This window comes from Pseudonocardia sp. NPDC046786 (assembly GCF_040645415.1).
Classification (GTDB): Bacteria; Actinomycetota; Actinomycetes; order Mycobacteriales; family Pseudonocardiaceae; genus Pseudonocardia; species Pseudonocardia kongjuensis.
In genome coordinates this window covers 44,614-64,167 of sequence record NZ_JBEYYF010000026.1, presented here as the reverse complement: position 1 = coordinate 64,167, position 19,554 = coordinate 44,614, and the positions used below count along the sequence as shown (strand labels likewise).

Sequence of the window (19,554 nt, the reverse complement as noted above, 5' to 3'; positions counted from 1 at the left end):
CCGCTCAGCGGTGCCGCACCGCGTCGGTCAGGAGCAGGTCGGCGTACTCGGCGGGCAGCTGCACGGCGAGCTTGCCGTACTCCTCGTCGGTCACCGCGACCGAGATCGCGGCCATCGTGGCGCGGGCGTTCCGGCGGGCCTGCGGCTGCGGGACGCCCGCGTCGTCGGCGACGCGGCGGTAGAAGTCGCCGAGGTCGAACCGCTCGCCGGCCCCCTCGGAGCCCAGTGCGGCGCCGAGGTCGCCGGGCAGCTGCGCCGCCAGGTTCCCCGGCCGGCCGCCGGCCAGCCGGTGGCCGAGCACGCGCAGGGTGGACCGGACGGCGCGGTCGGCGGCGGTTTGGTCGGGCAGCTCGGCGCTGTCGCGGACGGTGCTGAGGAACATCTCGTACTGCATCACCCGGGGCTACCCGGGCCACCGGTCCCCGACACCTGCCGGGCGGTCATCGGTCCGGCCGGTCAGAAGTCGGCCTTCGGCATGATGAACCACAGCACCAGGTAGATCACGAACTGCGGGCCGGGCAGTAGGCAGGACAGCACGAACAGCAGCCGCACGGTGTTGCGGCCGAGGCCGAACCGGTCGGCGAGCCCGGCGCAGACCCCGGCGATCACCGTCCCGTTGCGCGGGCGGACCAGGCTGCGGGACTGCGGGACGTTCACCAGGATCTCCTCGGGGTGGGCGACGGGTTGCACAACCCACCCTGGCAGGGCGGGGCGCGTGCACGCTCAGGGGATACCCCGAGCGCACCCCGGAACAACACCCCCTACAGGACGACCAGGTCCCGCGGGTTGCGGTTGAGCCGCTCCGCGCCGTCCGCGGTCACCACGACGATGTCCTCGATCCGGGCGCCCCACTGTCCGGCCTGGTAGATGCCCGGCTCCACGGAGAACGCCATGCCCTCCTCGAGGACCAGGTCGTTGCCGTCCACGATGTAGGGCTCCTCGTGCACGTCCAGGCCGATACCGTGCCCGGTGCGGTGGATGAAGTGCGCCCCGTGCCCGGCGGCGGCGATGTGCTCGCGGGCGGCCCGGTCGATCGACGCGGCGGTGGCGCCGGGGCGCACCGCGGCGACCGCGCGCTCCTGGGCCTCCTGCAGCACCGCGTAGGTCTCCCGGACGCCCGCGGCGGGCTCCGCGCCGACCGCGTAGGTGCGGGTGCAGTCGGAGTTGTAGCCGCTCGGGAGCGGCCCGCCGATGTCCACGACGACGACGTCGCCGGGCTCGATCACCCGGTCGGACACGTCGTGGTGCGGGCTGGCCCCGTTCGGCCCGGAGCCCACGACGACGAACGCCGCCTCGGTGTGCCCCTCGGCGAGGATCGCCTCGGTGAGATCGGCGGCGACCGCGGCCTCGGTCCGGCCGGGCTTGAGCCACTCGCCGATCCGGGCGTGCACCCGGTCGATCGCCTCGCCCGCGGCGCGCAGCCGGGCCACCTCGGCCGCGTCCTTGCGCATCCGGAGCTCGCGCAGCACCGGGCCGCCGAGGGTCTGCGGGACGTCCGGGAAGGCGTCGCGCAGACCGAGCACGTGCCGGGCCGGCATGTCGTCGTCCACCGCGACCCGGGTCGGTCCCCCGGCCAGGTCGCTGACCAGCAGGTAGGGGTCCTCGCCGTCGGTCCAGGTGACGAGGTCGATGCCGAGGGCCTCCAGCGGGATGCCGGCCAGGCCGGGCGCCTCCAGCGACGGCACGACCAGGGCGGGCGGCGCGCGGTGCCCGGCCGCCGGGACGATCAGGCAGGTCAGGCGCTCGTGCGACGAACCCTCGAATCCGGTCAGGTACCGCAGGTCGGTACCGGGGGTCAGGAAGAGCACGTCGGTGCCCTGATCGGCGGCGTGCTCGCCGGCCCGGCGGAGCCGGTCGGCGAACAGCCCGGTGGCGACGGCGTCGGTCATGGCTCGCAGCGTATGCGGGCACGCGGGGTGTGCGACCGCCGCCCGGGTACAGCTGCCCACCTGCGGGGAGCGACGATCGTCACGTCCGGCCGGTCACTCCCCGTCGAGCGCGGAGGGCCGCGCGGCGAGGGTCCCGGCGAGCTCGACGAGCTTCACGTTCAGGTCCTGCGAGGTGCGCCGGAGCACGTCGAACGCGGCGTCGGCGGTGAGCCCGCGGCGCGCCATCAGGATGCCCTTGGCCTGCCCGATGACGTCCCGCGAGGCGATCGCCTGCCGCAGCTGCGCCTCCTGCAGTCCGGCGGCGGACACCGCGGTGCAGGAGGCGAGCGCGAGCGAGGCGTGGGTGGACAGCAGCAGCAGCCGGTCCCGGTCGGCGGGGACGAACGCGCCGGGCTCCCGGCCGTACACGTTCAGTGCGCCGGGCAGCCGCGGCGGGACGGCGTCGGGCACCAGCGAGCTCGCCAGCACCGACAGGTAGCCGTGCCGGACGGCGGCCTCGGCGAACTCCGGCCAGCGGTCGTCGGAGCGCAGGTCGTCGGCGTAGGCGAGCGCCGGGCCGTCGGCCCTGGCGGACTCCACGCACGGCCCGCGGCCGCTGCGGTACTGCTCGGCGTCGATGTCGGACGCGGCCGGGCCGGTCTCGACCGGGGTGTGGAAGCAGCCGTCGCCGTCCCGCAGGGTCACGCTGACCAGGTCCGCGGCCGGGATCACCCGGCGCACCGCGGCGACCACCCTGGCCAGCACGTCGGCGACCGTGCCGGCGGCCAGCAGCTCACCGGTCAGCGCGGCGAACTCCCTGGCCAGCGGCCCGGCCTCGGCCAGGCCGTCCTCCGCGTGCCCGTTCCGCTCCTGCGCCAGCACGAACCCGTCGCGGTCCACGGCCCACTCCTGCTCACCCCTGCCCACCGGGGCAGTCCCGCTGTGCTCCACCGCCCCATCATGCCGAACGGGTGGTGGCCGGGCCCTCCCCCAGGGGTACCGAATGCCAGACTCACCGGCCATGAGCGACCGCCCGCTGATGCTGCTGGACTCCGCGAGCATGTACTTCCGTGCCTATTTCGGTGTCCCGGAGAGCATCACCGCACCCGACGGCACCCCGGTGAACGCGGTGCGCGGGTTCACCGACATGATCGCCCGGCTGGTCACCGAGCACCGGCCGCGCGAGCTGGTGGCGTGCCTGGACCTCGACTGGCGCCCGGCGTTCCGGGTGGCGGCGCTGCCGTCCTACAAGGCGCACCGGGTGGTCGAGGCGAGCCAGGCGGACCAGGTGCCCGCCGGCGTCCCGGAGGAGGTGCCGGACACCCTCGCCCCGCAGGTCCCGGTGATCATGGAGGTGCTGGCGGCGGCCGGGATCTGCACCGGTGGGGCCGAGGGCCACGAGGCGGACGACGTCATCGGGACGCTCGCGCACCGGGCGGGGACCGGGCCGGTGCTGGCGGTGTCCGGGGACCGCGACCTGATCCAGATCGTCCGGGACGAGCCGCAGGTGCGGCTGCTCTACATCGGGCGCGGCCTGAACCGGGCCGAGCTTCTGGACCCGGCCGAGGTCGCGGCGAAGTTCGGGCTGCCCGCAGAGCGGGCCGGCGCGGCCTACGCGGAGATGGCGATGCTGCGCGGCGACCCCTCGGACGGCCTCCCCGGGGTGCCCGGTGTCGGTGCCAAGACGGCCGCGACGCTGGTCGGGCGGTTCGACTCCTGGGGTGAGCTGCTCGCCGCGGTGACCCGGCCGGACGACGGCCGGATGGCGGCCGGGGTGCGGGCGAAGCTGATGGCGGCGAGCGACTACCTGGGCGTCGTCGAGCCGGTGGTGCGGGTGGTGACCGACGCGCCGGTGGCCCTGGACCGGGACCCCGCGCTGCCCCGCACGCCGGCCGATCCGCAGCGGCTCGACGAGCTGGCCACCCGCTGGGGCCTGGAGTCCTCGGTGCGGCGGCTGCGCACGGCACTGGACGCGGCCGCCTCCTGAGCCCTGCCATGATCGGGGCGTGACCTGTCCCGAGCACGAGGCCCCGCTGCAGCCGAACCGGGCCCACGACGACGCCGTCACCCGGGAGACCGCGGTCCGGGCCGCGGCGGCCGAGCCGATCACCTCGCCGCACGACGGGGCGCCGCCCGCGGTGCGGCGGCTGCTGACCGGTGCGGTGGACGAGCTGGCCGAGCAGCTGCTGGAGCTCTCGCACGGGCTGCACGCCGATCCGGAGGCCGCCTTCACCGAGCACCGGGCGGCGGCCGCGGTGGCGGCGCTGCTGGACCGGCACGGGATCGCCGCCGAGGTCGGGGGGTACGGCCTGGACACCGCGCTGCGCGCGACGGCGGGGACCGGATCCGGCCCGACGGTCGCGGTGCTCGCCGAGTACGACGCGCTGCCCGGGATCGGGCACGCCTGCGGGCACAACGTCATCTGCTCGGCCGCCGTCGGCGCGTTCCTGGCGCTGGCCCGGCTGCTGGCCCGCGACGACGCCCCGATCGGCACCGTGCTGCTGCTCGGCACCCCGGCCGAGGAGGGCGGTGGCGGCAAGGAGACGATGGCCCGCGCCGGCGCGTTCGACGGCGTCGACGCGGCCGTGATGGTGCATCCGTTCGCGCACGACATCGCCGACCACCCGTTCCTGGGGCGGCGCCAGCTGGAGGTCACCTATCACGGCGTCGCCGCACACGCGTCGGCCCAGCCGCACATGGGGCGCAACGCGCTGGACGCCGTCGTGCTCGGGTACCAGGGCGTGGCGATGCTGCGCCAGCACCTGCCCGACGGGGACCGGGTGCACGGGATCGTGACCGACGGCGGGCAGGTGCCGAACGTCGTGCCGGAGCGCGCGGCGGCCCGCTACTACCTGCGGTCCCAGGACCCGGAGTCGTTGCTCGACCTCACGACGCGGGTGCAGGCGATCGCGGTCGGTGCCGCAGCTATGACCGGCTGCGGCTACACGCTGACCTGGGACCCGAGGCCGCCGTACCTGCCGATCCGGCACAACCGGACGCTGGCCGCGCGGTGGGCGGTGCACCAGACGGAGCGGGGCCGCACCGTCTGGCCGCGCGGCGTCGTGCCGGAGTCCGAGACCGGATCGACCGACCTGGGGAACGTGTCGCTGCGGGTGCCGTCGATCCATCCGATGCTGGCGATCGCCGAGCCCGGCACCGCCCTGCACACCGTCGGGTTCGCGCAGGCGGCGGGCGGGCCGGGCGGCGACCGGGGCGTCGTCGACGGGGCGGCCGGGCTGGCGCTGGTCGTCGCCGACCTGCTGTACGACGCCGGCCTGCGCGACGCGGTCGCCGCCGAGTTCGCCGCCGCGGGCGGCCCGGTGGACGTGCCGTCGTTCTTCGACCGGTGACTCAGGGCGCCGTGGCCGGCGTTCCGCGCGCGGCCCGCAGGCCGAACCCGCCGAGCGCCGCGCTGATCGCGACCTCGGCCAGGTAGAGGCCGATCGCGGCCGGGAACCACCGCGGCCGGGTCGATCGGGACGGCGGTCACGCCGACGAGCGTAGAGCCGGTCAGCGGCCGCGGGGAGCGGCGCGGGTGTGGATCCGCTCCCCCTGCGGACCGAACAGGCTCAGCACCTCGACCGCCCGGTTCGGCGCGGCGGAGCCGAACCAGTGCGGGATGTGCGTGTCGAACTCGGCGGCCTCGCCGGCCCCGAGCACGACGTCGTGCGAGCCCAGCACCAGGCGCAGCCGCCCGTCGAGCACGTAGAGCCACTCGTAGCCCTCGTGCACCCGCGGATCGGGCCGGTCGCCGCGCCACGGGATGAGCATCTTGTACGCCTGCAGACCGCCCGGACGCTCGGTCAGCGGCACGACGGTCGCGCCCTGCGCGCGGCGCGGCCGCAGCCGGACCCGCGGGTCCCCGACCGGCGGGGCGGCGACCAGCTCGTCGAGCGGGACCTGGTGCGCCGACGCGATCGGCAGCAGCAGTTCCAGGGTGGGCCGCCGGCCGCCGGACTCGAGCCGGGACAGCGTGCTCACCGAGATGCCGGTGGCCTCCGACAGGTCGGCGAGGGTCATCCCGCGCTCGGTGCGCAGCCCGGCGAGCCGCGGGCCGACCCCGGCCAGGGTGTCCGCGATGGCGTCGTCCATGACGTCATTTTGCCACTCCGGCAACGATCTTTGCCATTGAACGCCGGAGCAGGGCAGCCTGGATGCCATGACCTCGTACGACGTGATCGTCATCGGCGGCGGCGCGGCCGGCCTGTCCGCCGCGCTCACCCTGTCCCGGACCCGCTGGCGGGTGCTGGTGCTCGACGACGGGACGCCCCGCAACGCGCCGGCCGCCGGCGTGCACAACTGGCTCACCCGGGACGGCCTGCCGCCCGCCGAGATCGCCCGGATCGGCCGGGCCGAGGTGATCGGCTACGGCGGTGTCGTGCAGGACGCGCGCGTCGTGTCCGCCACGGCCGACGCCACCGGCGGGTTCACCGTGACCACCGCCGACGGGGAGCGCCGGACCGGGCGCGCGCTTCTCGTCAGCACCGGGCTGACCGACGAGCTGCCCGATCTCGACGGGCTCGCCGGGCACTGGGGCGGTGCGGTGTTCGGCTGCCCGTTCTGCCACGCCTGGGAGCACCGCGACAGCCGGATCGGGGTGCTCTGCACCGGTCCGCACGACCTGGTGAAGGCCCAGCTGGTGACCCGCTGGACCGACGCCGTCACGCTGTTCCTGCACACCGGCCCGGAGCCCGACGACGAGCAGCGGGCCGGGTTCGCCGCCCGCGGCATCACCGTCGTCGACGGGCGGGTGACCGGCCTCGAGTCCGGCGGCGGGTCCGACGGCGGGTCCGACGGAGACCGGCTGACCGGGGTACGGCTCGCCGACGGCACCGTCGTGCCCTGCGACGCGCTCGCCGTGTCCCCGCCGGTCCGGGCCCGCGCCGGGTTCCTCGACGGGCTGGGCCTGGTCCCGGTCGCGCACCCGTCCGGGCTCGGCGATCACCTGCCGGTCGACGCGATGGGGGCGACCGGTGTGCCCGGGCTGTACGCGGCCGGGAACGTCACCGATCCGATGGCGACCGTCCCGGTGGCGGTGGCGGCCGGGGCGACCGCCGCCGCGGCGATCACCCGGGACCTGCTGACCGCCGACGTCACGGCGGCCGTCGCGGCCCGGCACCGGCATCCCGATCCGGCGGCCGACCAGTGGTCGGCCGGCTTCTGGGACGCGCACTACTCGACCCAGGAGCACCTGTGGAGCGGGAACCCGAACCGCTGGCTGGTCACCGACGCGGCCGCGCTCGAACCCGGCCGCGCGCTCGATGCCGGCTGCGGTGAGGGCGGGGACGCGGTCTGGCTCGCCGAGCGCGGCTGGCAGGTCACCGCGACCGACGTCTCGACGGTGGCGGTGGACCGGGCCCGGGCGGCGGCGACGGCGGCCGGGGTCGCCGACCGGATCACCCTCGACGTCGCCGACCTGCGCACCCAGCAGCCGCCGGAGCGGGCGTTCGACCTGGTCACGGCGCAGTACCTGCACCTACCGTCGGCGCTGCGCCGGCCCGCGTACGCCCGGCTCGCCGCCGCCGTCACACCGGGCGGGACGCTGCTGCTGGTCGCCCACCACCCGAAGGACCTGGACGGGCCGCTGCGCCGCCCGCACGACCGGGACCTGTTCGCCGACGAGATCGAGCTCGCCGCCGATCTCGACGAGGCGGAGTGGGAGGTGCAGGCCGCCGACGCCCGGCCGCATCCGGTGACGCACCCGGACGGGTACGAGGTGATCGCCCACGACGCCGTCGTCCGGGCCCGCCGGCGGGGCTGATCCCGGCCGGACCGGAGCCGGGCCGGGCCCAGGTGCTCCGGCCCGGTTCCTCAGCCGTCCCGGCTCCGTGACGGGTCCGGGCCGGACCAGCGGTGCACCCCCACGTCCTGCGCGGCGCAGGTCCGGTGCATCCACTCGAACGCCGCGGCGAAGACGTCGTTCCGCCGTTCGACGCGGTCCTGCCCGGCCCGGATGTCCGGCAGCAGGGCGGTGAGCTCGGCGCGCAGCGCGTCCTCGTCGACGGTGGTGAGCCTGCCGTCCTCCACGACGGTGCGGCCGGCGACCAGCACCCGGCGCAGCGATGAGCCGTTCTCGGAGTGGACGAGCTGCAGCTCGGCCCGGTTGCGGGGGGTGAAGGCGAGGGTGGACAGGTCGTAGACGAGCAGATCGGCCTGCATGCCGGGGGCGATGGTCCCGATCTCGCGGTGCCGGCGCGCGGTGCGTGCGCCGCCGGCCGTCGCGGCCCGCAACACCTCGTCGGCCCGCGGCCACTCGTGGTGGTCGGGCCCGGTGGCCTTGTGCAGCAGGGCGGCGGCCTTGAGCACGTCGTGCATCCGGGGGGTGTCGCTGCTGGAGCAGCCGTCGGTGCCCAGCCCGAGCGTCACCCCGGCCCGGTGGTAGCTCCGCCAGGGCGCGATGCCCGAGCCGAGCTTGAGGTTCGACACCGGATTGTGGGCGACGCAGGTGTCGTGCTCGGCGAGCAGGTCGATGTCGGCGTCGGTGACCCAGATGCCGTGCGCGAGGGTGGTGTTGGGGGCCAGCCCGCCGATCCGGTGCAGGTGCTCGACCAGCGTGCGGCCGTGGAACTCGCGGCCGGTGACGGCCTGCACCTTGGTCTCCAGCACGTGGATGTGGCACGGCACGTCGTGTGCGACGGCGAGCTCGGCCGCGCCGCTGATCAGGTCGTCGGTGCAGCGCTGCGGGCCGGACGGCGCGAGCATGTACCGGACCCGGCCCCCGGCCCGGTCCCGGTACCGCTTCAGGGCCGCCTCGCTGAACGCCAGGTACTCCCCCGCGGTCGGCACCGGCCGGGCCCGCACCTCGGCGACGACGTCGGCCGGCAGCCGGTCGGCGGCGTACGGGACGGTGTCGACGAACGGCCGGTTGATCACGTGCCCGGAGACGTCGGCGCGGATCCCGATCCGGTCGTAGCCGTCGACGACGGCGTCGAGCTGGTCGAGGTCCTGGCCGGGGGTCTCCAGTACGTCGTCGACCAGCGTCGTCACCCCGGACTTGAGCGACTCGGCGGCGAACAGCAGGCTGCGCAGCCGGACCAGGTCCGGCGGCAGCGGGCGGGCGCCGAGGATCGGGTAGCTGTACAGCATCCACAGCTCGAGCGGCAGGTTGTCGTAGCGGCCCTTCGCCAGGTACTCCCAGGAGTGTGTGTGGGCGTTGACGAAGCCGGGGCAGACCAGACGGTCCCGGCCGTCGAGCACGGTGTCGGTGTCGTCGGTGCGTACCCGCGCGCCGACCTCGGTGATGGTGTCGCCGTCGATCCGGATGCTGCGCCGGACCGGGGTGGCCCCGGTGTCGGCGTCCATCGTGAGGACCTCGGCGTCGCGGAGGACCAGTGCCATCAGCGCCGCACCGCCCGGCGGCCGGTGCCCGGCGCAGGCAGCAGAGCAGGCAGCAGAGCCGCCAGCAGCGCCGCGACGAGGATTCCCTGCACCGCGGGGATGCCCACGTCGAACCAGGCCCCGACGACGGCGGCCGCGGTGCCGCCCAGGTAGGCGAGCAGGCCGGGCAGGCGCACCGGGCCGACCGCGTCCAGGGCGGTGCCCGGGTCCCGGCGCCGCCACGGACCGAGGAAGGTCCCGATGATCGCCCCGCCGAGCGGCGGGATGAGCACGCCGAGCACGACCAGGAAGGTGGTCAGGCCGTCGGTGACGCCGGTCAGCGCGAGCACGATCGCGACCGCCACGCCGCCGACGATGAACGGCCGCTTGTCCGGCCGGCCGGTCAGCTCGGCGCCGGCCACCCCGAAGGCGTACGCGACGTTGTCGTTCGTCGTCCAGAGGTTCGAGATGATCAGGAAGACGGCCAGCCCGATCGAGCCGGTCATGATCAGGATGCCGGAGAAGTCCGGCTCGCCGAAGCCGATGGCGCCGATGCCGCCGAAGAGCAGCATCGCCGACTGCACGACCATGATCGTCACCGCGGTCACGCCGAACGCGAGCCGGCCGCCCGCGGCGAACCGGGTCCAGTTGCCGATCTGGGTGCCGCCGCTGACGAAGGTGCCGATCAGCAGGGTCAGCGCGGCGCCGACGCTGAGCGTGCCGGCGCCGTCCTGGGCCAGCAGCCCGGACCAGCCGCCGGCGTTGCCGACCGCGCCGACCGCGATCCACCCGCAGAGCAGCGTCATCAGCGGGACCGAGATCCAGGACAGGAACTCGATGCCGCGGAAGCCGTAGTAGGCGGTGACCGCCATCGCGATCCCGCCGCGCAGCACGACCGGCCAGGTGGGGATGCCCAGCGCGGTGCCGAGCAGGTCGCCGAGCACCGCGATGGTGATCCCGTACCAGCCGACCTGGGTGCCGCCGAGCAGGATCGACGCCCACTTCCCGCCGAGCCGGCCCAGCACCAGCCGGGACAGCAGCACCGTGGTGAGCCCGGTGCGCCCGGCGGCGATCCCGAGCGCGGCGATGTAGAGCGCCAGCACGGCCGCGGCGGTCAGGGCGAGCACCGCGAACGTGGCGAACGAGAACTCCGACGCCACCGCGCCACCGGTGATCATCGTGGGGGTGAAGAAGCCGAACCCGGCGATGACGACGGCGACCGACGCCACGCCCTTGCGTTCGGCGACCGGTATCCGCTCCAGCGGCCGGTCCCGGTCGATCATGGCCGTGCGGGCCGGCGCAGCGGAGGTCGGTGGAGTGGCCACGGGACACCTCGGACGGGTTCGGGGACGACGGGGGCCCCTGATGGGACGGTCCCGGACCGGCCGGCCACCAGGGGCGGGGCCCGGTCCTGTCCCGATCGCACCCGATCACCGTCGGGCGGTGTCCGATGGCACACCGCCCGGCAACACGACGGACAACCGGGTTCACACCCGCGTGACCGCACGCGCCTAGCGTCACGGCGTGCTCGCCGGACCGGACGAACCGCTCATCGTGGTGCAGGACGTGCTGGGCTGGGCGCCCGGGCTGCGGCTGGTCGGTGCGGAGACCGGCCTGGACCGCCCGGTGCGCTGGGCGCAGGCCACCGACCTGCCCGATCCGTCCCCCTGCGCGGGCTCGGTCCGCGAGTGCGGCAGGCGGATGTACCTGCACCCGAACTCGGTGCGCAAGCGGATCGGCCGGATCCGGGCGGTGACCGGGCGGGACCCGGCCGATCCGGCCGATCTCGCGGCGCTGACGGTCGCGCTCACCTACGCCGAGGGCCGGGCCGCGCGGGCCTGACCGGCGCGGCGTCAGAAGAAGGTGCCGGACCAGGGTGCCGGGCCGGGCACCGCGAACAGCGCGTCCGCGGTGGCCCCGGCTCCCGCCGTCTGCTCGGTCCAGCGGCCGGCCGCGACCAGCGCGGACGGCGGCCGGTCGCCCAGGAACGCCTGCGCGAGCGACTCCAGGCCACACTCCAGGTCCGGCAGGGCGCCGCCGGCGGCGACGGCTCCGTCCGGGCCGAGCCGCCAGGTCCCCGCATGGTCGAACAGCGGATCGTGCAGCCGGAGCACCACCGGGTCGCCGTCGCCCCAGCTGCGGGCACCGAGCGCGGCCGGCACGTCGACGATCCGAAGCCACAGGTCGTCGCCGCGGCCGACGATCCGGTGCAGGCGCGGATCGGCCAGCATCAGGTCGAGGTCCTCGTCGCGCGGCCGGGCCCAGGCGAGCACCCCGGTGGACAGGTCGATCCCGGTGAGGAACCGCCACAGACCCGACGTCGCCGACGGCGAGCCGGCCCACAGGTCGTGCACGACGACCTCGTCCTCGCCGAACCGCTTCCCGTCCCGCACGCCCCACACGACGAACCCGTCGTCGCCGTCCGGGCCGGTGTGCACGGCGATGCCCCGGTACTCGGCGGCCGACTCGCCGCCGGGGTCGATCCCGCGCCGCCACCACCGGGCGTTGCGGGTGATCGCGCCGGGCCGCGACCCGGCGAGCCGGTCCTGCAGCTCGGGCAGGAGCTTGCCGGCCTCGGTCGCGCCGAGCATCCGGACCCGGCCCGGCGCCGGGGCGTCCGGCCGCCACCGCGGGCGGGCGGCGACCTGCACGTCGTTGCCGCGGGAGGCGATGCCGTAGCCGAACCGGCCGTAGATCGCGGCCTCGCTGGCCCGCAGCACGGCGGCGGCGTCGCCGCGGTCCCGGGCGGCGCCCAGCTGGGTGCGCATCAGCGCGGTGAGCCGGCCGGCCCGGGTGTGGTCGGCGCGGACACCGACCGCGCTGACCGCGGCCGCGTCGATCCGGCCGCCGCCGGGCAGGGTCAGCCGGGACGGGAAGGAGAACGCGCTGCCGACCAGCTCGCCGCCGGCGCCGCGCACCCCCAGCCAGTGCTCGTCCGGCGACTGGCCGTGCGACTCCCAGTCGGCCTCCGGGACCGGGCCGCGGTGCAGGGTCCGGCGGAACACCTCGTAGGCGGCGCGCCGGTCGGCGGGATCGGTCAGGACTGCCACGTCGTGCTCTGCGCTCACGTCCGCCGAGCCTTCCGGGTGCCGCGGCGGGCCGCCACCCGATTCCGGTCAGACCCGGTTGACCTGGTAGTCGCCCTCGTCGGAGGTGACCAGGCCCGGGACCTCGACCTGCTCGCCGTCCACCACCGCCTGGCAGGAGAACGCCGTCCCGGCCGACACGACGACGTCGTCCGGGCACTGCACGGCGCCGACCTCGAGCCCGTAGTCCTCGGTGAGGACCTGGTTGACGCCCGCCTGCAGCGCGGTCTGGTCGAGCTGGCGGGTGATCGCCCAGGCCGGCCAGACGAACGCGGACAGCGCGAGCGCGGCGACCAGCAGCACGGCGCCGCCGGCCAGGATCCAGGTGCGGGTGCCGGACGGGCGCTGCACCTTCTCCGGCGGCGCCCACGGCTGGTCGGCGCCCCAGCCACCGTCGGCGGGCCGTGCGGTGGTGGTGTCCCCGGCCCAGGCCGACGACGGGGACGACGCCGGCACCGCGTCGGTCGGCTCCTCGGCCGCCCGGCGCCTGCGGCGGCGCCCGGTCGGGACGGCCCAGGTGTCGTCCTGGGCCTGCGGTGCCTCGTCGCCCCAGGGCGCGCCGTCCTGCTGCGCGCCGACCCAGCTCCCGGCGCCGTCCTGCTGCGCGCCCGCCGGGTCCCCGGCGCCGGGATCCCGCTGCTGCGCGGCGCCCCAGCCGCCACCGGCGTCCTGCGGTGTACCCGCCCAGCCACCGCCGGCGCCGTCCTGCCGGGTACCCGCCCGGCCGCCGGCGTCCTGCTGCGGCCATCCGCCGGTGTCCGCCTGCCGGGCCCGGTCCTCGTCGCCGTCCCACCCGGGTGCCCAGGCCCCGGTCGGCTCCGGGTCGGCACCCCACCCGCCCGGCGGCGGGGTGCCCCACGCCGGGATCTCCCCCGTCTGCTCGGTGGCGTCCGCGTCGTCCGCGCCACGCCGCTCCGGTCCCTGCGGGTTGCTCATCGCCGACCTCTCGCCCGTCCGTCGTCCGCCCGGAGATGTCGCACCGGGCGCCTCATTCCATGCCCGCCGCGACGACGCCGCGGCGCACCGCACCGGACGCCCGGTGCGCGGCCCGCCCGACGCCGCTCGACCGGCCGGCGACGCCGGCGAGCTGGTCGAGCAGGTCGAGCACCTGTCGGGCCCAGCGTACGAAGTCGCCCGCGGACAGCTCGTGCCCGTTCCGTTCGGCGGCCTCCAGAACCTGTGCGAGGGACTCCCCGCGCGCCCAGCGGTGCATCGGCCAGGCGAACGCCAGGTCGGGGGCACGGGTGCGTTCCGCCTTGTGCCGGCGCTGGTCGGCGTCCAGCTCGTCCCACAGCGCGACGGTCCGCTCCAGCGCGTCGGCCACCGGTCCCGCGGGCAGCCGCGGCATCGGCGCGTCGTCCCGGCGGGACTCGTACACCAGCGCCGAGACCACCGCGGCCAGCTCGTCGGGTTCGAGCCCATCCCACACGCCGTGCCGCAGGCACTCCGCGGCGAGCAGGTCCGACTCGCCCCACAGCCGGGCGAGCACCCGGCCGTGCGCGGTCACCTCGTCCTCGCCGGGCCCGGCCTCGTCGGCCGGGACCAGGTAGCCGCGCTCGGACAGCAGCGCCCGGATCCGGTCGAACGCCCGCGCCAGCGAGTTCGTGGTCGCCCGGACCTTCTGCCGCAGCGACTCCGTCTCCCGCTCCAGCCGCTGGTGCCGCTCGGCCCACCGGGCGTGCGCCTCCCGGTCGTCGCAGCCGTGGCAGGGGTGTACGCGCAGCGCCCGGCGCAGCGTGACCAGCTCCGGATCGTCCTGCGCGCCGTGCCTGCCGCGGCGGCCGCCGCCGCTGTCCGGCGGGCGGATGCGCGAGTTCCGCAGCGACGACGCGAGGTCCCGGCGGACCTGCGGGGACCGGTGCTCGACCCGCTTCGGCAGCTTGATCCGGCCCAGCACCTCGACCGCCGCCGGGAAGTCGGCCGCGGACAGCCGACCCGCCCAGCGGTCCTCGGTGCAGACCAGCGGCCGCGGCTCGGGATCGTCGCGGCCGTTCGCGGACACCGCGCCCACACCCGGGTCGAGCACGACCGCGATCCCGGCCCGCCTGCCGGACGGGACGGCGATCACGTCGCCGGGGCGCAGCTCGCGCAGCGACTCGGCGGTCTCCTCCCGGGCGACCGCGGTGTTCTGCCTGCGCAGCGACTTCTCCCGCTCGGAGATCCGCCTGCGTAGCTCCGCGTACTCGGCGAAGTCACCGAGATGGCAGGTCATCGACTCCCGGTAGCCGGCGAGCGCCTCGGTGTTGCGGTCGATCCGGCGGGCCAGGCCGACCACCGAGCGGTCCGCCTGGAACTGGCCGAACGAGCGTTCCAGCAGCTCCCGGGCGGCGTCCGTGCCCAGCCGGCCGACCAGGTTGACCGACATGTTGTAGACCGGGCGGAACGAGCTGTGCAGCGGGTAGGTCCGGGTGGACGCCAGCCCGGCGACCTGCTCCGGGTCCATCCCGGGCGTCCACAGCACGACCGCGTGCCCCTCGACGTCGATCCCGCGCCGCCCGGCCCGGCCGGTGAGCTGGGTGTACTCCCCCGGCGTCAGGTCGACGTGCGCCTCGCCGTTGAACTTGACCAGCCGCTCCAGCACCACCGTGCGGGCCGGCATGTTGATGCCCAGCGCCAGGGTCTCGGTGGCGAACACGCACCGCACCAGGCCGGCGACGAACAGCTCCTCGACGGTCTCCTTGAACGCGGGCAGCATGCCGGCGTGGTGCGCGGCGACGCCGCGCTCGAGCGCCTCCCGCCACTCCCAGTACCCCAGCACCCCGAGATCGGCCTGCGGGAGGTCGCCGGTGTGCTTCTCGACGATCCGGCGGATCTCGTCGACCTCGTCCGGCTCGGTGAGCCGGATCCCGGCCCGCACGCACTGCCCGACGGCGGCGTCGCACCCGGCCCGGGAGAACACGAACGTGATCGCCGGGAGCAGTCCCTCCCGGTCCAGCCGGTCGATCACCTGGACCCGGGACGGCGGCCGGAACCCGCCGGACCGGCCGGGGCCGCCCGGCCGCGGCCCGCGCCCGACGACGGCGGTCGCGTCGGTGCGCGCGTCGCGCCCGCCGCGGGTGCGGGTGCGGTCCCGCGGGCCGCCGCGGCCGCGCCCGCCGCCGGAGCGCGGGCCGCGGTCGCCGGCCCGGTCGGCGGCCCGCGATCCGGCGAAGTCCCGGCGCTGCATCTCGCGGGTGTAGCGCACGAGATCCGGATCGACGACCAGCTCGGCCGCGCCGTCGTCGGGCCGCCGCCGCTCGCCGAACAGGTCGAACAGCCGGTTGCCGACCATCATGTGCTGCCACAGCGGGACCGGCCGGTGCTCGTCGACGACGACGGTGGTGTCCCCGCGGACCTCGACCAGCCAGTCGCCGAACTCCTCGGCGTTGCTCACCGTCGCCGACAGCCCGACCACGGCGACGTGCTCGGGCAGCTGGAGGATGACCTCCTCCCAGACCGCGCCGCGGAAGCGGTCGGCGAGGTAGTGCACCTCGTCCATGACGACGTAGCCGAGATGGTCGAGCCTGCGGTTCGCCGCGGCGTCGGAGTCGGCGTAGATCATGTTCCGGAGCACCTCGGTGGTCATGACGACCACCTGCGCGTCCCCGTTGACGGCGGTGTCGCCGGTCAGCAGACCGACCGCGTCGGCGCCGTAGCGGTCGACGAGATCGGCGTACTTCTGGTTGGACAGCGCCTTGATCGGGGTGGTGTAGAAGCACTTGCGGCCCTCGGTGAGCGCCAGGTGCACGGCGAACTCGCCGGCGACCGTCTTCCCGGCGCCGGTGGGCGCGCACAGCAGCACGCCGTGCCCGTCCTCCAGGGCCTCGCACGCCTCCCGCTGGAAACCGTCCAGCTCGAACGGCAGCAGACCGGTGAACTCGGCGAGCCGCGGATGCGCGGCCCTCGCCTTCGCCGCCGCGTAGGCGGCGGCCGGGTCGCTGCTCCCTGCACGGGTACTCACGGCCCCAGGCTGTCACACACCCCCGACGATCCGCCGTCGCAGCGGGTGTGACGAGGTGCGGCGGCGGGCAGCCGCGGCGGGGGCTCGGCGGGCAGCGGCGGACCGATGGCGGACCGCGCACCGGGCGCCCGGCCCCGGCCCCACCCGATGGCCTCCCGGTACCCGCCGAGCCGGACCGGCACCGGGCCGGTGTCCCGGGGCGCCGTCCGGGGCGCGACGAACAGCGCGTCGGCCGGGCAGTACGCCTCGCACAGGAAGCAGGTCTGGCAGTCCTGCCGGCGGGCCAGGAACGGGATGCCCGCGTCGTCGGTGTCGAAGACGTTTGTCGGGCACACCTCGACGCACCGGTCGCAGGAGATGCAGCGGTCCCGGTCGACGATCTCGATCATGCGCCCACCGCCTGGCGCACCCGGTCCGGTGAGACGGCGATCGTGTCGATCCCGCGCACCCGCAGCCGGCGGTGCTGCGCCGGATCGGTGGCCGGGAAGTCGGAGCGCCGGTGCATCCCGCGGGACTCGGTGCGGGCCAGCGCCGCGGTGTACATCCAGCGGGCGTGTGCGGTCATCGCGGCGGCCTCCCGGGCCCGGAGCACGTCCCGGGCCGCGGCCGAGGCCGGCCGCAGCCCGGTGCGCACGGCGGCCCACACGATGTCGAGCTCCGCGAGCGCGGCGGTGAGCCCGGCGCCGGTGCGGAACAGGTTGATGTCGTAGGGCAGCACCTGCCGCTGGACGGCGGTGACCACCTCGTCCGCGCCGGGGGCGCCCGGTCCGGCGGGACCGGCGGCCGGCCGCAACCCCGCGCCGCCGAGCGGGCGCAGGCCCCACCGATGCGCGGGCCGGGACGTCGCGAATGCGGCGGCGCCCTCCCCCGCCCAGCTGCCCGACGACATCGCCCACGCCGCGTTGTGGCTGCCGCCGCCGGTGAACCCGCCGCAGATCAGCTCCCGGGTCGCGGTGTCGCCAGCCACGTAGAGGCCCGGTACGGCGGTGGCGCAGTCGTCGCCGGTGACGTGCACGCCGCCGGTCCCACGGACGGTGCCCTCCAGCAGCAGGGTGACCGGGAACGGCTCGGTGAACGGGTCGATCCCGAGCCGGTCGAACGGCAGGAAGAAGTTCGGCTGACCGAGCCGCATCGCCGCCCGGACGTCGTCGTCGGCGCGGTCGAGCACGCAGTACACCCGTTCGCCGTCGGCCAGCGCCCTGGCGATCACCGAGCGGCCGCGGGCACCGCCCGCACCGTCCAGGACGGACCCGTCTGCGTGCAGGAACGTCGCAAAGGCGTAGTAGGCGGTCTTGGTGAGCGAGGTGCCCTCCGGGGCGATCGCGTAGGCGTTGGAGAACTCCATCCCGGACAGCTCGGCACCCGCCTCGACGGCCAGAAGCGCACCGTCACCGGTGTTCGGGTGGCAGCCCAGCGTCCCGGAGCGGAACGCGCAGCCGCCGGCCGCGAGTACGACCGCGCCGGCCTGCACCCGGTAGCCGTCCCCGCCGCGCAGGCGGATCCCGGCCGCCCCCGCGACCGTGCCGGAGCGGTCCGCGAGGAGCTCGGTGACCGGCGCGTGGTCCAGGATCCGCACGCCCGCCCGCTGGACGCGGATCCGCATGCGGCGCATGTACTCCGGCCCCTGCACGCCGGTCCGGACCTCGCGCCCCGCCGGGTCCCGCGGGAACGGGTAGCGGCCGCGGAGGGACAGGTCGTCGACGAGCTCCCAGGTGCGGTCCAGGACCCGGTCCATCCAGCGGTGGTCGGCGAGGTGCCCGCCGAGCGCCTCGCGGGACGCCTTCGCCGCGGCCCGTGCCTGCGGATCCGGATCGACGTACCAGATCCCGGTGCCCGCCGCGGCGGTCGCGCCGCTGGAGCCGCAGTGGCCCTTGTCGGCCAGCACCACCGAGGCGCCGGTCGCTGCCGCGGTGAGCGCAGCCCAGGTGCCTGCCGGCCCGCCGCCGACGACGAGCACGTCGGCGCGGATCGTGTCCTGCTGGTTCATGCGGACCTCCCGGTCTGGGTGGGGGCGGTGGGCTGGTCGGCTGGTGCGGGCCGGGCCGGTGCCGGGGCGTGCACCGGGATGGTGCGGCCCAGCACGGCGGCGCCGAGCGCGGAGACGGCGCCCAGCGCGGCCACCGCCGCGACCAGCGAGCCGGCCGCGGCGACCAGCCCGACCAGCAGCGGCCCGACGAACATCCCGGCGTCGTGGGTGAGCCGCCAGGCACCGAGGAACTCGGCGCGTGTCCCGGCCGGGGCGACATCGGCACCCAGCGTCATGATCACGCCGTTGCCGAGGCCGTTCCCGACGCCCATCACCACCGCGACGGCGGTCAGCGACGCGGGCCCGACCGCCAGCGGCACCAGCGCGTAGGACAGCGCCATGACCAGCAACGACGGCACCGCGACGATGCTCCGGCCGAACCGGTCCATCAGCTGCCCGGCCGGATAGGAGCAGGCGAGGTCGATCGCCGCCCCGATGCCGAACACGATGCTCGCGGTGGCCGCGTCGAGGCCGAGATGGTCGGCCCACAGCGGCAGCACCGCCTCCCGGGACGCCCGGGCGGCCCCCATCAGCAACGAGCCGGCGCCCAGGGTGCCGAGCAGCCGTCGGTGCCGCAGCGCGACCCGGGTGACGGTCGGGGCGGGTCCGGCGGGCGGCTGCCGCGGCGGGTCGGGCAGCCGGGCCATCAGCACCCCGGCGACCCCCACGGCGACCAGCTGCACGACGAACCCGCCGCGGACCCCGACCAGCAGGATCGTCGCGGCACCCAGGAACGGCCCGACGAAGAAGCCGAGCCGCATCATGCCGGTCAGCCCGGCCATCGCCCTGGCCCGGCGGGCGTAGGGCACCGCCTCGGCGAGATAGCCCTGCCGGGCGAGTCCCCACACCGCGTTCGCCAGCCCGGTGAGCACGACCCCGGTGAGCAGCACCGCCACGTTCGGCGCGAACAGGCAGGCCAGCACGCCGATGGTACCCGCCGCGGTACCACCGACGATCGCGATCCGCTCCCCGAAGCGGGCGACGATCCGGCCGGCGGGCAGGTCGCCCAGCAGCAGCCCGAGCCCGACCGCGGCGACGCTCAGCCCGGCGAGCCCGACCGAGGCACCCAGGTCGCGGGCGGTCAGCGCGATCACCGGTGCGGCGGCACCCTGCCCGACGCCGTAGACGGCGGCGGGCAGGAACACCGTCCACAGCAGCGGCCGCAGCGAGCTGTCCGGGGCCGCGGCCGGACCGGCGGAACCGCCGGGTGGCGCCCCGCCGGCGCTCACCCGGCAGCCCGCCGCCGCGGACCCGCCCCCGCGGCGTCCACACCGGGTGGCCGACCCACCTGCCGCCCACCCGGGAGACCGATCCGAT

17 protein-coding genes are annotated in these 19,554 nt (G+C 76.1%); 4 read left to right on the top strand and 13 right to left on the bottom strand.

Translation table 11 applies throughout. From position 1 onward, the window contains the following. Window positions 1-4: 4 nt before the first annotated feature. The 4 genes from ABZ881_RS25810 to ABZ881_RS25795 form a co-directional block, all read right to left on the bottom strand. Entirely contained in the window at window positions 5-394 is a 390-nt protein-coding gene (locus ABZ881_RS25810) for a DUF2267 domain-containing protein (protein ID WP_358488183.1), read from the bottom strand. A 62-nt stretch (window positions 395-456) separates the two neighbouring features. After that, window positions 457-657 (bottom strand): PspC domain-containing protein, encoded by a 201-nt coding sequence (locus ABZ881_RS25805; RefSeq protein ID WP_344017534.1) that lies wholly within the window; start codon window positions 655-657, stop codon window positions 457-459. Between the two features lie 104 nt (window positions 658-761). After that, on the bottom strand, window positions 762-1,889 hold the full coding sequence (locus tag ABZ881_RS25800) for a Xaa-Pro peptidase family protein (RefSeq protein ID WP_344017533.1): 1,128 nt from the start codon (window positions 1,887-1,889) through the stop codon (window positions 762-764). A 93-nt stretch (window positions 1,890-1,982) separates the two neighbouring features. Next, the gene (locus ABZ881_RS25795) at window positions 1,983-2,768 is read right to left on the bottom strand and encodes a GAF and ANTAR domain-containing protein (RefSeq protein WP_344017532.1); all 786 of its coding nucleotides are present in this window, start codon (window positions 2,766-2,768) and stop codon (window positions 1,983-1,985) included. 121 nt (window positions 2,769-2,889) lie between these two features. Between ABZ881_RS25795 and ABZ881_RS25790 the strand changes: the two genes are divergently transcribed. Both ABZ881_RS25790 and ABZ881_RS25785 read left to right on the top strand, forming a co-directional pair. Next, on the top strand, window positions 2,890-3,855 hold the full coding sequence (locus tag ABZ881_RS25790) for a 5'-3' exonuclease (RefSeq protein WP_358488182.1): 966 nt from the start codon (window positions 2,890-2,892) through the stop codon (window positions 3,853-3,855). Between the two features lie 19 nt (window positions 3,856-3,874). Beyond that, window positions 3,875-5,218, top strand: a complete 1,344-nt coding sequence (locus ABZ881_RS25785; protein ID WP_358488181.1) for a M20 family metallopeptidase — start codon at window positions 3,875-3,877, stop codon at window positions 5,216-5,218. A gap of 160 nt (window positions 5,219-5,378) precedes the next feature. Here ABZ881_RS25785 and ABZ881_RS25780 read toward each other — a convergent pair whose 3' ends face one another. Then, window positions 5,379-5,960 carry an XRE family transcriptional regulator gene (locus ABZ881_RS25780; protein WP_358488180.1) on the bottom strand — a complete coding sequence of 194 codons (582 nt, stop codon included), beginning with the start codon at window positions 5,958-5,960 and terminating at the stop codon, window positions 5,379-5,381. A 67-nt stretch (window positions 5,961-6,027) separates the two neighbouring features. Here ABZ881_RS25780 and ABZ881_RS25775 point away from each other — a divergent pair, with 67 nt between their 5' ends. Next, on the top strand, window positions 6,028-7,629 hold the full coding sequence (locus tag ABZ881_RS25775) for a bifunctional NAD(P)/FAD-dependent oxidoreductase/class I SAM-dependent methyltransferase (RefSeq protein WP_358488179.1): 1,602 nt from the start codon (window positions 6,028-6,030) through the stop codon (window positions 7,627-7,629). Window positions 7,630-7,679: 50 nt separating this feature from the next. Here the strand turns inward: ABZ881_RS25775 and ABZ881_RS25770 are convergent, their stop codons facing one another. Then, complete coding sequence (locus ABZ881_RS25770) at window positions 7,680-9,206, bottom strand: amidohydrolase family protein (RefSeq protein WP_358488178.1); 1,527 nt, start codon at window positions 9,204-9,206, stop codon at window positions 7,680-7,682. After that, window positions 9,206-10,510: a cytosine permease gene (locus ABZ881_RS25765; protein ID WP_358488177.1), complete on the bottom strand. Its 1,305-nt coding sequence runs from the start codon at window positions 10,508-10,510 to the stop codon at window positions 9,206-9,208. Before ABZ881_RS25765 ends, ABZ881_RS25770 begins: the two co-directional genes overlap by 1 nt. A gap of 199 nt (window positions 10,511-10,709) precedes the next feature. Between ABZ881_RS25765 and ABZ881_RS25760 the strand changes: the two genes are divergently transcribed. Beyond that, complete coding sequence (locus ABZ881_RS25760) at window positions 10,710-11,027, top strand: helix-turn-helix domain-containing protein (RefSeq protein WP_358488176.1); 318 nt, start codon at window positions 10,710-10,712, stop codon at window positions 11,025-11,027. A gap of 11 nt (window positions 11,028-11,038) precedes the next feature. Here ABZ881_RS25760 and ABZ881_RS25755 read toward each other — a convergent pair whose 3' ends face one another. The 6 genes from ABZ881_RS25755 to ABZ881_RS25730 are packed head-to-tail and all read right to left on the bottom strand — an operon-like array spanning window position 11,039 to window position 19,466. Continuing rightward, window positions 11,039-12,253 (bottom strand): GNAT family N-acetyltransferase, encoded by a 1,215-nt coding sequence (locus ABZ881_RS25755; protein WP_358488175.1) that lies wholly within the window; start codon window positions 12,251-12,253, stop codon window positions 11,039-11,041. A gap of 48 nt (window positions 12,254-12,301) precedes the next feature. Further along, complete coding sequence (locus ABZ881_RS25750; protein ID WP_358488174.1) at window positions 12,302-13,207, bottom strand: DUF4333 domain-containing protein; 906 nt, start codon at window positions 13,205-13,207, stop codon at window positions 12,302-12,304. Between the two features lie 52 nt (window positions 13,208-13,259). Beyond that, window positions 13,260-16,211 (bottom strand): DEAD/DEAH box helicase, encoded by a 2,952-nt coding sequence (locus ABZ881_RS25745; protein WP_358488173.1) that lies wholly within the window; start codon window positions 16,209-16,211, stop codon window positions 13,260-13,262. Continuing rightward, on the bottom strand, window positions 16,208-16,600 hold the full coding sequence (locus ABZ881_RS25740) for a ferredoxin family protein (RefSeq protein WP_358488172.1): 393 nt from the start codon (window positions 16,598-16,600) through the stop codon (window positions 16,208-16,210). The genes ABZ881_RS25745 and ABZ881_RS25740 overlap by 4 nt, the downstream gene beginning before the upstream one ends. Beyond that, window positions 16,597-18,198, bottom strand: a complete 1,602-nt coding sequence (locus ABZ881_RS25735) for an FAD-binding protein (protein WP_358488171.1) — start codon at window positions 18,196-18,198, stop codon at window positions 16,597-16,599. Before ABZ881_RS25735 ends, ABZ881_RS25740 begins: the two co-directional genes overlap by 4 nt. After that, a complete protein-coding gene (locus ABZ881_RS25730) occupies window positions 18,195-19,466 on the bottom strand; it encodes an MFS transporter (protein WP_358488170.1) in 1,272 nt (423 codons plus the stop codon). Before ABZ881_RS25730 ends, ABZ881_RS25735 begins: the two co-directional genes overlap by 4 nt. Window positions 19,467-19,554 lie beyond the last annotated feature (88 nt).

Bases quoted from the DNA above. Each gene is read 5' to 3' on its own strand.
- ABZ881_RS25810 (WP_358488183.1), bottom strand. From the start codon at position 394: ATGCAGTACGAGATGTTCCTCAGCACCGTCCGCGACAGCGCCGAGCTG.
- ABZ881_RS25800 (WP_344017533.1), bottom strand. From the start codon at position 1,889: ATGACCGACGCCGTCGCCACCGGGCTGTTCGCCGACCGGCTCCGCCGG.
- ABZ881_RS25790 (WP_358488182.1), top strand. From the start codon at position 2,890: ATGAGCGACCGCCCGCTGATGCTGCTGGACTCCGCGAGCATGTACTTC.
- ABZ881_RS25780 (WP_358488180.1), bottom strand. From the start codon at position 5,960: ATGGACGACGCCATCGCGGACACCCTGGCCGGGGTCGGCCCGCGGCTC.
- ABZ881_RS25775 (WP_358488179.1), top strand. From the start codon at position 6,028: ATGACCTCGTACGACGTGATCGTCATCGGCGGCGGCGCGGCCGGCCTG.
- ABZ881_RS25770 (WP_358488178.1), bottom strand. From the start codon at position 9,206: ATGGCACTGGTCCTCCGCGACGCCGAGGTCCTCACGATGGACGCCGAC.
- ABZ881_RS25750 (WP_358488174.1), bottom strand. From the start codon at position 13,207: ATGAGCAACCCGCAGGGACCGGAGCGGCGTGGCGCGGACGACGCGGAC.
- ABZ881_RS25740 (WP_358488172.1), bottom strand. From the start codon at position 16,600: ATGATCGAGATCGTCGACCGGGACCGCTGCATCTCCTGCGACCGGTGC.
- ABZ881_RS25735 (WP_358488171.1), bottom strand. From the start codon at position 18,198: ATGAACCAGCAGGACACGATCCGCGCCGACGTGCTCGTCGTCGGCGGC.